Annotated in this window: 15 protein-coding genes and 1 tRNA gene (1 of these 16 only partly in view); 6 read left to right on the forward strand and 10 right to left on the reverse strand. The window is 46.8% G+C overall.

Going from position 1 to position 11,623, the window contains the following annotated elements; genetic code table 11:
- Window positions 1–51: 51 nt before the first annotated feature.
- A complete protein-coding gene (mdoC, locus tag OGY08_RS18625; RefSeq protein ID WP_032942947.1) occupies window positions 52–1,212 on the forward strand; it encodes a glucans biosynthesis protein MdoC in 1,161 nt (386 codons plus the stop codon).
- A 19-nt stretch (window positions 1,213–1,231) separates the two neighbouring features.
- On the opposite strand, the gene OGY08_RS18630 is transcribed toward mdoC, so the two are convergent.
- The 6 genes from OGY08_RS18630 to csgB form a co-directional block, all read right to left on the reverse strand.
- Window positions 1,232–2,722, reverse strand: a complete 1,491-nt coding sequence (locus OGY08_RS18630; protein ID WP_008784342.1) for a phospholipase D family protein — start codon at window positions 2,720–2,722, stop codon at window positions 1,232–1,234.
- Window positions 2,655–3,197, reverse strand: a complete 543-nt coding sequence (gene ymdB / locus OGY08_RS18635) for an O-acetyl-ADP-ribose deacetylase (RefSeq protein ID WP_003832103.1) — start codon at window positions 3,195–3,197, stop codon at window positions 2,655–2,657. Before ymdB ends, OGY08_RS18630 begins: the two co-directional genes overlap by 68 nt.
- A gap of 100 nt (window positions 3,198–3,297) precedes the next feature.
- Entirely contained in the window at window positions 3,298–3,618 is a 321-nt protein-coding gene (locus OGY08_RS18640) for a YmdA family protein (RefSeq protein ID WP_060682392.1), read from the reverse strand.
- A 150-nt stretch (window positions 3,619–3,768) separates the two neighbouring features.
- Window positions 3,769–4,101, reverse strand: a complete 333-nt coding sequence (csgC, locus tag OGY08_RS18645; protein WP_020996502.1) for a curli assembly chaperone CsgC — start codon at window positions 4,099–4,101, stop codon at window positions 3,769–3,771.
- A 60-nt stretch (window positions 4,102–4,161) separates the two neighbouring features.
- Complete coding sequence (gene csgA, locus OGY08_RS18650) at window positions 4,162–4,611, reverse strand: curli major subunit CsgA (protein WP_008784338.1); 450 nt, start codon at window positions 4,609–4,611, stop codon at window positions 4,162–4,164.
- Between the two features lie 40 nt (window positions 4,612–4,651).
- A complete protein-coding gene (gene csgB / locus OGY08_RS18655) occupies window positions 4,652–5,107 on the reverse strand; it encodes a curli minor subunit CsgB (protein WP_032941802.1) in 456 nt (151 codons plus the stop codon).
- Between the two features lie 760 nt (window positions 5,108–5,867).
- On the opposite strand from csgB, the gene csgD reads away from it, so the two are divergent.
- From csgD to csgG, 4 genes are read left to right on the forward strand one after another with little or no spacing between them, the layout of a single operon-like run.
- Entirely contained in the window at window positions 5,868–6,518 is a 651-nt protein-coding gene (csgD, locus tag OGY08_RS18660; protein WP_003832092.1) for a biofilm master transcriptional regulator CsgD, read from the forward strand.
- Between the two features lie 4 nt (window positions 6,519–6,522).
- Window positions 6,523–6,921, forward strand: coding sequence for a curli production assembly/transport protein CsgE (csgE, locus tag OGY08_RS18665; protein ID WP_008784336.1), 399 nt, complete (start codon window positions 6,523–6,525; stop codon window positions 6,919–6,921).
- 25 nt (window positions 6,922–6,946) lie between these two features.
- On the forward strand, window positions 6,947–7,360 hold the full coding sequence (csgF, locus tag OGY08_RS18670; protein ID WP_003832089.1) for a curli production assembly/transport protein CsgF: 414 nt from the start codon (window positions 6,947–6,949) through the stop codon (window positions 7,358–7,360).
- Window positions 7,361–7,385: 25 nt separating this feature from the next.
- Entirely contained in the window at window positions 7,386–8,219 is an 834-nt protein-coding gene (csgG, locus tag OGY08_RS18675; RefSeq protein WP_003036082.1) for a curli production assembly/transport protein CsgG, read from the forward strand.
- A gap of 46 nt (window positions 8,220–8,265) precedes the next feature.
- Here csgG and OGY08_RS18680 read toward each other — a convergent pair whose 3' ends face one another.
- From OGY08_RS18680 to ghrA, 4 genes are all read right to left on the reverse strand, one after another.
- A complete protein-coding gene (locus OGY08_RS18680) occupies window positions 8,266–8,748 on the reverse strand; it encodes a DUF1097 domain-containing protein (protein WP_032934412.1) in 483 nt (160 codons plus the stop codon).
- Window positions 8,749–8,849: 101 nt separating this feature from the next.
- Entirely contained in the window at window positions 8,850–9,404 is a 555-nt protein-coding gene (locus tag OGY08_RS18685; protein WP_003832084.1) for a TorD/DmsD family molecular chaperone, read from the reverse strand.
- Window positions 9,405–9,427: 23 nt separating this feature from the next.
- Window positions 9,428–10,165: a phosphatase gene (locus tag OGY08_RS18690; protein WP_008784332.1), complete on the reverse strand. Its 738-nt coding sequence runs from the start codon at window positions 10,163–10,165 to the stop codon at window positions 9,428–9,430.
- Window positions 10,166–10,375: 210 nt separating this feature from the next.
- Window positions 10,376–11,314 (reverse strand): glyoxylate/hydroxypyruvate reductase GhrA, encoded by a 939-nt coding sequence (gene ghrA, locus OGY08_RS18695; protein WP_057067489.1) that lies wholly within the window; start codon window positions 11,312–11,314, stop codon window positions 10,376–10,378.
- Window positions 11,315–11,550: 236 nt separating this feature from the next.
- Here ghrA and OGY08_RS18700 point away from each other — a divergent pair.
- A tRNA-Ser gene (locus tag OGY08_RS18700) sits at window positions 11,551–11,623 on the forward strand; it runs 124 nt beyond the window's last position.

Genomic DNA, 11,623 nt, shown 5'->3' on the forward strand with positions numbered 1-11,623 from the left:
CATTATTCGTCTTAGGGATAAGACGAAAAGTCTGAGAATACGTAACTGTCTATGAGCTCTGTATCACCACCACGTGAATATTTTCTTGACTCCATCCGTGCCTGGCTAATGTTGTTAGGGATCCCATTCCATATTTCATTGATCTACTCCACCCACACCTGGCACGTGAACAGCGCAGAACCGTCATGGTGGTTAACCCTTTTTAACGACTTTATCCATGCATTTCGCATGCAGGTCTTCTTTGTCATTTCAGGTTATTTTTCCTACATGCTTTTTTTGCGCTATCCGTTAAAACGCTGGTGGAAGGTGCGTGTAGAACGCGTGGGGATCCCCATGCTGACCGCGATTCCGCTGCTTACGCTGCCGCAATTTATCATGCTGCAATACGTGAAAGGGAAAGCAGACAGCTGGCATACCCTCAGCGGCTATGACAAATACAATGCGCTGGCCTGGGAGCTGATTTCCCATCTGTGGTTTTTACTGGTTCTGGTGGTGTTAACGACCCTGAGCATGTGGGTATTTACCCAGATGAAAAACAGACTATCGCGTGGAGACGGTACCCCTGCATCGGGGGTGTCAATGACCAAATTAACACTGATTTTTATATTGTTGGGTGTCGGCTATGCCGCCGTCAGAAGAACGATTTTCATCCTCTACCCTTCGATTCTCAGCGATGGCATGTTTAATTTTATCGTTATGCAAACGCTGTTCTATGTGCCTTTCTTTATGCTCGGTGCGCTGGCGTTTATCAATCCGAATCTGAAAGCACTGTTTACCACGCCATCGCGCGGCTGCACGCTAGGCGCCGCATTCGCATTTGTCGCATACCTGCTCAATCAACGTTACGGCAACGGCGATGCCTGGATGTATGAAACCGAATATGTCATTACCATGGTCATGGGGCTATGGATGGTGAATGTCGTCTTTTCGCTTGGCCACCGTTTACTGAATTTCCAGTCGGCTCGCGTGACCTATTTTGTCAACGCGTCGCTGTTCATCTATTTGGTGCACCACCCGTTAACGCTGTTTTTTGGCGCGTATATCACACCGCATATCAAGTCGAATCTGCTGGGTTTTCTCTGCGGTCTGCTTTTTGTGGTTGGAATTGCGGTCATACTGTACGAAATCCATTTACGGATCCCGGTGCTGAAGTTTCTCTTTTCGGGTAAACCGCCCATTAAGCAGGATAAAAACAAGGCGGTAGCCGGTTAGTTTTCTTGCATTGAATGGTTCAGAGCAGCCATTCAATGGGCAACACGGATGCAAGCCTCACCAGAACCCGCTTCCAGAATCCTGTAGCGGGTTCTTTTTTCAGTACCTGTTCGCTGCCAGAAAGCCGATCAACCCAGTTGATTCTGCCCCAACGGTCAAGACGTAATTGCCAAGCCATGTCACGCTGGCTTTGCATAAAACGTTTATGAATCAACTCAGCCAGTACTTCACTCTCAATCACAAACCCCATTTCCGTATTGAGCAGCGTTGAACGGGGATCAAAATTAAGCGATCCTATAAACACTTTACGACCGTCAATACTGAAGGTTTTCGCATGCAGGCTGGAGCCTGAATTACCGGTTAATCCCCGGTCGTGTACTGCTGAAACGCGATCGCGGGTTGGTTTGAGCTCGTATAACTCCACACCGTAGCGCAGGAGTTTTTTTCGCCAGCGCGCGTAGCCTGCGTGAACAACCGCGACATCATTCGCTGCCAGAGAATTAGTTAAAATTGCGATCTTAACGCCTTTTCTCACCAGTCTCAGGAGCTGCGCCACACCGGCGCGAGTTGGTACAAAGTAGGCGGAAATAATATCAATACGCTCGGTGGGAGATCCCATCACGTCAAACAAACGCTGTGGTAATAGTGAGTGGCGCGGCGCTTTCCCCTCTCCTTTAGCAGGATCATCACTCAACAAGCGCGTTTTCGCCCAAATTAGCGGCAGCGACCTCTGATCGAGACGGGTCATAAACTGGCTGGTTTCCAGCTTATGTAGATAGCGACGCGTGATGTCATCGTTATACCAGGATTCCGGAAGTTCGATTTTTTGCGTAGAAGCTGGTTCAGCCACCTCAAGTACGTTTTGCAATGTTGAAACCGAGCGGCAGTGCCAGTAACGGTCAAAGTCGTCTGCAACATCCTGGACAACCGGTCCAATAGCCATAACGTCCAGATCGGAAAATAGTGGTTGTTCGCCTGCGCCAAAATAGGCATCGCCTATATTTCGCCCCCCCACAAGAGTTACGACGCCGTCAGCGGTATAACTTTTGTTGTGCATACGCCGATTCAACCGGGCAAAATCGGTTAAATAGCCCAAGGCACGCAGGATGCGAAAGGAAAAGGGATTAAACAGACGAACTTCAATATTAGGGTGATTGTCCAGCAAACGCAGCGTGTCATCCAGACCTGGTGTGTTGTTATCATCCAGCAACAAACGCACCCGGACGCCCCTCTTCGCTGCGGCCAGCAAAACGGAAAATAATAATAGCCCGGACATGTCGCTTTCCCAGATGTAATACTGAACATCCAGGGTACGTTCCGCCATTTCCGTCAACCGATAGCGAGCAGCAAACGCATCCAGGCTGTCATCCAACGTCAGAATGCCGCATTCTCCCGGGTGGTTTACGCATAGCGGCGTGATGGCACGCTCAAGTCGCGTCATATCAGTCCGTGCGTTCATCGCCTTGTTGGGTAAGTAATCTCTTGTATAGTCGAGCGTTTTCTTCATCAAAGCACACGAAGTATATTTGATCGGGTAGCGTACGTCGGGTGATAAATTTCAACACCGTTTTCACCGCGATCTCTGCCGCTGCAGCACGTGGGTAACCATAAGCTCCGGTGCTTATAGCAGGAAAAGCAATGGATTGATAACCATTGGCTAAGGCCAGTTGCAATGTATTTAGATAGGCCTCTTCAAGTCGTTCAGCCTCGTGGTGATCACCGCCTTGCCAGACGGGTCCTACGGTGTGAATAACTGCTTTTGCCGGAAGCGCTCCAGCCAACGTGATAACGGCATGCCCGGTCGGGCATTCTCCCTGTTGTTGTATAACCTGTTTGCAGGCCTCCAACAACGCAGGCCCGGCAGCACGATGAATCGCGCCATCGACTCCACCTCCTCCCAGTAACGAGGAGTTGGCCGCATTGACGATCACATCTACTGCGATCGTCGTAATGTCGCCCTGTAACACATGAACACGCGATTGCATAAGTTCCCCCTGACAAAACACTCTCCGTTAAGTGTACAGCAGGGTTTTCCTTGAAATCTCACTTTTTAGCCATAAGCGTGCATACCTACGCCAGAATGATTCATTTATATTCAATATTCAGAATAGCCATGCTTTTCTGTTCATTGAGGTAATGCATTTTCACCGTGGCAATTTGTTCCACACTCTGAGGCGCTGTCGTGACCTGTTGCAGGTCGTAGAGACTATTACTCATCGTGCCATCACGCATACATGACAATTCAATCTGTTGTTGTCGAGTGTTAACGTCGCAAGGTGCTTCAACTATTGCACCGCGAAAATGAATAACCCCGCCGGGTAAGATTTGCGTCGCCATTGCGGGGAGGGTTAAAAGAGAAAAAGCCCACAAACCGGTATTTAAAATACGCTTTAATAATGTACACATAAGGGTTCCTCAATGATTAATCATCCTTGAGGGATCGCAATGATCCTTCACCGCTGCGAGTTACGATCAAATAAAACGTTTGTTCGTTTCTATATTCATAGAACAGCACTGCACTCCCAGCCACACCCTTAATGCAAATCCGGCAAAAAATTATGGGTGACTGTTTGAGTCAGGCCATTGTTGCGACAGATGCAGAGACTGCCCGTCAGAAACGGTAACGATAATTTTGACCGAATCCTCCGGTGAAATATTAAAGCTCATTTTTGTTAATTCAATTGGCCGATTAGCAGGGACCGAAAGGCTTGTTTTCTGCTGTGACTGACTTTGTCCGCCCTTTCCTTTACGTACGGCAAGGACTTGCACTTCACATACGCACGGTTGAGCTAATGTCACCTGAGGGATAATGGTGTACATGTCACCTTGCTGAGTTGTATTGAATGTTATTTGATTTGCCAACGCGGCAATGAGTAATAGCGTGTGCATAATATTCTCCCGAAAAAAAACAGGGCTTTCGCCCTGTTTATTATCAGTCAGAAAACTGAATTAGTGCTGGTTAGCTGTAGCATTGTTGCCATAACCAACCTGCTGAATCAGCACATTGGAGTCAGACGCTGTCTGATTAACCACAGCACCGTTACGACCACCAAACTGAGTTACGCTGATATCAGCATTTTTTGCATTCCACTGATTGATATCAGCACTGTTCTGGAAGCCGGTCTGTTTCAGGCTAATGGTACTGTCATCAGCACCTTGGCCGACGGTCGCACCGTTACCATGTCCGTGTTGTGTGATAGTCACGTCTGATTTACGTGCATCACTTTGCAGCGCATTCGCAACGTTACTAGAGCCAAATTGGTAAATACTCATTGAAGAGTCTGGGCCATAGTTGCTACCGCCACCATGATGATTACCGCCCCATTGCGGAACAACACCTGCCAGAGCACTGCCAGAAACTACGATTGCTGCGAATGCTGCCACTTTTAAAAGTTTCATGGTAAACCCCCATCGGATTGATTTAAACGTCGTTTATGGATTAGCGTTGAGTAACGCGAATTGCCATTTGCGACTGTCTCTGCACCACAACTGCTGTTTTTTGTGTACCGTACTGGGTAATATTGGCTTTATTACCAGAGCCTTTCTGGATAATCATCGCCGTATTACCGTAAGAGCTTTGTTTAATACTCGCATCATTAGAGCTACCCGTTTGATCAATATATGCAAAGTTATTTGATCCCGTCTGATCTGTTTTCGCCCGGTTACCTGAACCTTCTTGCGAAATGACCGACAATAACTTGGTGCCCTCCTGGCGAGTATTTGCACTATTAGCAGTACCAACCTGACCAATAATGGCTGCCTGATTAAATGAAGACTTACTTAATTCATTTACCGCAAAGTTATATTCTGAATTAGCTAAATCATAACTGGTTGCGGATGCAATCCCAGGCACACCCAGTATTGTAAACATCATAAATAACAACTTGTTTTTCATGTTGTCACCCTGGACCTGGTCGTACATGAAGTTAAATTAATTACCACTCAAATTGTTGTTAACATGACTTACATTTGTTAACGCCACGTTACGATGAAGAGTATGTCCGTGGAAACATTTTAAATAACTCACCCGCGAGTGGTATTTTTATATCCGGATTCACACCAAAGTACTAATTAACAGTGAATAACACCGCTTCAGGTCTGGCTTTTATTTTTATTTTGCTATCAGTAATGAATTTCTATGCAGTCACTGAGAAAGTGCATTTTGCACGATATCAGGGCCTCTCAGTACAACGTCGAGATAGACATCGGTACAAGTCGTGACAAAAGTCATTTTTTTCCATCTAAAATTGACCAACGTAAATTGAGACAAGGATTTTAGAATTCATTAGAAATCTAAAACTCAACAACCATTAATTAACTGATTTAAAATCAATGCGTTACTATAATTTGTATGATTTTTTAAATCTATGCAGCAAAGGTAAAATGTACAACTTTCCTATCAAATCTAAACTCCAATAAAACCATAAAATCACATTTCAATATATAATTTTACAAGTTGTTACATGTTTAACACTTGCTTTAAGATTTGTAATAGCTAGATTGAAATCAGTTGAAGTCCATTTGTTTTAATATTTCCACCCCTTTGGGTCGATATTTTATATCTACACAGCAGTGCAACATCTGTCAGTACTTCTGGTGCCTCTATTTTAGTAGAGACAGCTGTCAGGTGTGCGACTAAAAAGTGGAGTTTCATCATGTTTAATGAAGTCCATAGTATTCATGGTCATACATTATTGTTGATCACAAAACCTTCTTTGCAGGCAACTGCATTATTACAGCATTTAAAACAATCACTGGCACTCACCGGAAAACTACATAATATTCAACGTTCTCTGGATGATATATCCTCCAGCTGCATTGTTTTACTGGATATGATGGAGGCAGATAAAAAACTGATCCATTACTGGCAAGATAATTTGAGTAGAAAAAACAACAATATAAAGACGTTATTGTTGAATACTCCTGATGATTACCCTTATCGGGATATCGAAAACTGGCCGCATATCAATGGTGTTTTTTACGCAACTGAAGACGAGCAGCGTGTCGTAAGCGGCTTGCAGGGTATCTTGCGCGGTGAATGTTACTTCACGCAAAAACTTGCCAGTTATCTGATCACGCACTCTGGAAATTATCGTTATAACAGCACGGAGTCGGCACTGCTGACGCACCGTGAAAAAGAGATCCTTAATAAATTGCGTATCGGCGCCTCAAATATTGAAATCGCTCGTTCACTGTTTATCAGTGAAAATACGGTAAAAACACATCTTTATAATCTTTTCAAAAAGATAGCTGTCAAAAACCGTACGCAGGCGGTCTCATGGGCCAATGATAACCTCAGGCGATAAAGCCATGAAACGGTATTTGACCTGGATTGTGGCAGCAAATTTATTCTTTGCTGCCGGGAGTCTGCACGCAGCGACAACCGTAGAGGTGGAGGTTCCCGGGCTGTTAACTGACCACACTGTCTCTTCAATCGGGCATGATTTTTATCGGGCCTTTAGTGATAAGTGGGAAAGCGAGTACACAGGAAACTTAACCATTAATGAAAGACCCAGTGCGCGTTGGGGAAGTTGGATCACCATAACGGTCAATCAGGACGTTATCTTCCAGACTTTTTTATTTCCGACGAAAAAAGACTTCGACAAAATTGTAGTCTTCGCATTGGCACAAACTGAGGAAGCATTAAATCGCCGGCAAATAGATCAAACACTATTAAGCACTAGCGATTTAGCGCGTGATGAATTCTAAAACATGATTTTGTCCGGAGGCTTTCATGCGTGTTAAACATGCAGTGGTTTTGCTCATGCTAATTTCACCATTAAGTTGGGCCGGAAACATGACGTTCCAGTTTCGCAACCCAAACTTTGGTGGCAACCCGAATAATGGTGCTTTTCTGTTGAACAGCGCCCAGGCCCAGAACTCATATAAAGATCCAAGCTATGACGATTACGGTATTGAAACCCCGTCAGCTCTGGATAACTTTACTCAGGCGATTCAGTCACAAATTCTCGGTGGCCTACTCACCAACATTAATACCGGTAAACCAGGAAGAATGGTGACCAATGATTTTATCATTGATATCGCCAACCGGGACGGACAACTGCAATTGAATGTCACCGACAGGAAATCGGGGAAAACTTCAACTATTGAAGTGTCGGGTTTACAAACACAGTCGACCGACTTCTAAGTTATAGCCACGAAAGGAAATAATCATGCAGCGTTTACTTATCATGGTGGCAGTAATTTTACTCAGCGGATGTTTAACTGCTCCGCCTCAAGAAGCCGCTAAGCCGACATTAATGCCCCGAGCCCAAAGCTATAAAGACTTGACGCATCTGCCTATGCCTACAGGTAAGATCTTTGTGTCGGTATACAACATTCAGGATGAGACTGGCCAATTTAAACCTTACCCGGCAAGTAACTTCTCAACCGCCGTCCCGCAAAGCGCCACGGCTATGCTTGTCACCGCATTGAAAGATTCTCGTTGGTTCGTCCCACTGGAACGTCAGGGGTTACAGAACTTGCTTAACGAACGCAAAATCATTCGTGCAGCTCAGGAAAACGGTACGGTTGCGATTAATAACCGGATCCCGCTACAGTCCCTGACCGCGGCAAACGTCATGGTGGAAGGATCAATTATCGGTTATGAAAGCAACGTTAAATCGGGTGGTGTCGGTGCACGTTATTTTGGTATTGGCGCCGATACGCAATACCAGCTCGACCAGATAGCGGTAAACCTGCGCGTAGTTAACGTCAGCACCGGTGAGATCCTGTCGTCAGTGAATACCAGTAAAACCATTCTGTCTTATGAAGTACAGGCTGGGGTGTTCCGCTTTATTGACTACCAGCGTCTGTTGGAAGGTGAAATTGGCTACACCTCTAACGAACCGGTTATGCTTTGTCTGATGTCAGCGATTGAAACGGGCGTTATCTTCCTGATTAATGACGGCATCGATCGCGGATTGTGGGATTTGCAGGATAAGAAACAAGTTGATAATGACATCCTGGTTAAATACCGTCATATGTCGGTACCGCCAGAATCCTGATGGGTCTATACAGCATAAAAAGCGTGAGGAAAACCCTCACGCTTTTTTATTTACTGGTCAGCGTCGACGATATTCTATTTTCACGACGAGATGCCAGCCACAGACCACTGTTTTTCATTGCATAGCCGAATACGAGGCCCAGTGCCAGTGACGGTACAACCAGTCGCCAGTCGCCCTGCCCTGCAAATGTTGCACATGCGCCAATGAACGTGCCCGGTACAAATGAAAGCAGCCATTGCTTTGCCTGGATACACATCAGAAACGCGACAATTCCTGTCATGACATAACCAATAATGTCCATATGCGGAGCAAGCGCACTACCGTTAATAATCACCAACGCCCACACCACACCGCTTAGCAGCGTACACGCCGAGATCCACAGTCCTTTTAACCCACCTTGCGGGCAGGCGAAATAAGCCGTGCAACCCAGAAAGCCAGCCCAACTGAGTAAACCAAGAGAAACGGCCACCCATCCCCAGATCCCGGAGAGAATGCCCGTTGTGATTGCAATTGAGAGAAGTATGTTCATGCCGCGCATCTTAGCAGAAAAACGGCATGGTAATGAGATCGCGCACACAATTTATGCAAGCTTATAAAATGAGTTGCACCTTTAAGTGACGCAAGTCACATTTATTCGTCTGTATCTTCCTGCAATTCGTCCCACATCGCACCAATGGCATCACGCGTCAGCGGTGCTATCGTACGCCAGAAAGGCGTGTTCGCGTGCGCTTCAACTTTACCAAGGAACGTACCGCACCAGGGCAGCAAGTAGTCTACAAACAAGGTTTCAAGCGCCTCACTTTCATCTTCCGCAGACTGGTCTTCAAGCCATGAAGCCGCCAGCAACAGCGTACCAATGTGATCTGCCGGTGTATCAGCAAGCGGCATGCCCCGGGCTGAAAGAAATGCACGAACATCGGATTCTTTCGCCCCTTCTACCCAGGCACTACGATAAGGCGGCACTGCACACTCGTCACCGACAAACAGCGCGTTGTAATCTGCAGCCAGCTGGGGCATATCGCAGCTCTTCTGTAAACGGGTGAGCAGTTCGTCCTGTTCCAGCGGCCAGTTGGCGGACAGTTTACCTTCACTAATCAGGGTAAACAGGGGAACCAGTAAAGGGTCCTGCGGTTGGCGGTAAAACAGCGAGCCCAGTACACGACACAGGATAGAAAACTCGTTCATTGATATATTCCAGTTAGTAACAATTACAGTTCAGCAAATTCCGCGATCGGCTCCATGCCTCGCGATTCCAGAAACGCCAATAGACGTTTAGGTGTGACGTTTAAAATTCTGTCTTCAGGGAAATTAACATCATCCAGGATTTTACGGCATTCGCCAAATTCTCCCAGCGTGAAAGCGGTATGTGAATCCGACCCTAACGCCACCCATCCACCAGCATCACGCACAGCCGCAGCAACCGCACGACAATTATCCTCACTGCCCTTACGCGAATGCAAAAACGAAGAGTTATTGATTTCCAGTGCAACCTGGTACTTTGCCGCCGCCTGCGCAATTGCTTTAATATCAACAGGATATTTGGGATTTCCCGGATGACTTATGATGTGCACATTACCGCTGGCCATCGTAGCTATCATTGCCTGGGTATTGGTGTCTTTATCGTGAGGTGCAAAAACCGGCTCATGGAAGCCCGCAATAATGAGGTCCAGGGAGGTAAACATCGGACCTGAACAGTCAATTTCACCTTCAATATTCTTAATATTGGCTTCTATTCCGCGCAGGATCCCCACGCCATCCACGACACGCGGCCAAATACGCATATTGATAAAGTGCCAGTGGTGAGGCGCATCCGCCATGTCCGGTCCATGATCGGTAATGGCAAATAGCTTGATGCCTTTGCGACGAGCTTCCGCGATGTAATCACTTAAGGTGCTGTAGGCGTGGGTGCTGGCGACGGTATGCATATGCAGGTCAACGGGATACATAACTCTCTCCTGTAGTCATTTTCCGTCAAGGATAGCAGGTATCGCCGCCATTAATACCCTAAAAATTCGAGTCGCAGGCAGGTGGCAAGGGAGTGATACCCGAATCACTTACTTAAGTAAGTGATTCGGGTGAACAACCGTAGCCAACGCACATGCAGCTTGAAGTATGACGGGTATTTTAGCTGAAACCCGGTACTTGCCGGGTTACCATTAATATCCCCGAACGCGATTGACCTGACCTGTTACGACTTGCCCGCTCTCCAGGTTCATAATCGTGCGGGAGATATAGTCCACCGCTTCTGCCGGACGGGTAACTGCGGCAATATGTGGCGTCATCGCCACACGCGGATGTTTCCATAATGGGCTGTTTTCTGGCAGCGGTTCACGGCTATAAACATCCAGCATGGCCCCCTTCACCTTGCCGCTTTCCAGCGATGCCAGAAGATCGTCTTCATTGAGATGAACACCGCGTGCAAGGTTTAGCACGTAGGCGCCATCCTGCAATTGGCTAAGTAAATCAGCGTTAATAATGCCTACGGTTTCTGCCGTATTAGGCAGAAGGTTGATCAGCACGCGAGTTTGACTCAAAAACGCGCCCAGTTCCTCAGTACCGGCGAAGCTTTCCACGCCAGACCAGGATTTACGCGTACGACTCCAGCAGCGCAGTGGGAATCCCCATGCCTGCAGGCTTTCGGCAACTTTTGCGCCCAATACCCCAGCCCCCATGATCCCGACGGTAAACTCCTCGCGAGTATATTCTGGCAACGGCTGCCATTTCGCCTGATTTTTCAATGCTTGATAATCATCAAAGCGACGAAACCAGTGCAGCACCTGACTGACAGCATATTCCTGCATTTGCAGGCCCATACCCGTATCTTCCAGACGGAAAAGCGGGATCGACGCATCCAACATTTCCGGATGAGCATTGAGTTTACTGAGAATAGAATCGACACCCGCTCCCAGCGCAAATACGGCTTTTAATTTTCGTCCTGCGAGCATTTCAACCGGCGGATGCCAGACCAGCGCATAGTCAGCATGTGCATTATCACCCGCTTTCCACTCACGTACGTTCGCACCAGGTATTGCCTTTGCCAACGCATTAATCCACCAGGTCGTATCGAATGTTGGGTGATAGAAAATTATATCCATATTGTCTCCTGAACATTGTTGTGCGGAACTTTCTCGCACTTATTATCATCATTTTTCGAGGGAACATCAGAGTAGCAAATTTTAGGATGCTGGCAAAAAAAACAATTCCCGCTTATTTATGCTCCATGTTGCTTGAAGTTTGTGTAAATGCACATTTTTTTCAAAAAGTTGATTGACGGCGGGGCGGTGTTTCCCCTACATTAGCGCCCGTTCCGGTAGCACAGGAACAACAATATGGTGAGGTGTCCGAGTGGCTGAAGGAGCACGCCTGGAAAGTGTGTATACGGCAACGTATCGGGGGTTCGAATC

The organism is Citrobacter sp. Cpo069, assembly GCF_030332785.1.
Classification (GTDB): Bacteria; Pseudomonadota; Gammaproteobacteria; order Enterobacterales; family Enterobacteriaceae; genus Citrobacter; species Citrobacter portucalensis.

Coding starts and splice junctions, on each gene's coding strand:
- mdoC (WP_032942947.1), top strand. CDS start 52: ATGAGCTCTGTATCACCACCACGTGAATATTTTCTTGACTCCATCCGT.
- ymdB (WP_003832103.1), bottom strand. CDS start 3,197: ATGCAATCGCGTGTTCATGTGTTACAGGGCGACATTACGACGATCGCA.
- OGY08_RS18640 (WP_060682392.1), bottom strand. CDS start 3,618: ATGTGTACATTATTAAAGCGTATTTTAAATACCGGTTTGTGGGCTTTT.
- csgC (WP_020996502.1), bottom strand. CDS start 4,101: ATGCACACGCTATTACTCATTGCCGCGTTGGCAAATCAAATAACATTC.
- csgA (WP_008784338.1), bottom strand. CDS start 4,611: ATGAAACTTTTAAAAGTGGCAGCATTCGCAGCAATCGTAGTTTCTGGC.
- csgB (WP_032941802.1), bottom strand. CDS start 5,107: ATGAAAAACAAGTTGTTATTTATGATGTTTACAATACTGGGTGTGCCT.
- csgD (WP_003832092.1), top strand. CDS start 5,868: ATGTTTAATGAAGTCCATAGTATTCATGGTCATACATTATTGTTGATC.
- csgE (WP_008784336.1), top strand. CDS start 6,523: ATGAAACGGTATTTGACCTGGATTGTGGCAGCAAATTTATTCTTTGCT.
- csgF (WP_003832089.1), top strand. CDS start 6,947: ATGCGTGTTAAACATGCAGTGGTTTTGCTCATGCTAATTTCACCATTA.
- csgG (WP_003036082.1), top strand. CDS start 7,386: ATGCAGCGTTTACTTATCATGGTGGCAGTAATTTTACTCAGCGGATGT.
- OGY08_RS18680 (WP_032934412.1), bottom strand. CDS start 8,748: ATGAACATACTTCTCTCAATTGCAATCACAACGGGCATTCTCTCCGGG.
- OGY08_RS18685 (WP_003832084.1), bottom strand. CDS start 9,404: ATGAACGAGTTTTCTATCCTGTGTCGTGTACTGGGCTCGCTGTTTTAC.
- OGY08_RS18690 (WP_008784332.1), bottom strand. CDS start 10,165: ATGTATCCCGTTGACCTGCATATGCATACCGTCGCCAGCACCCACGCC.
- ghrA (WP_057067489.1), bottom strand. CDS start 11,314: ATGGATATAATTTTCTATCACCCAACATTCGATACGACCTGGTGGATT.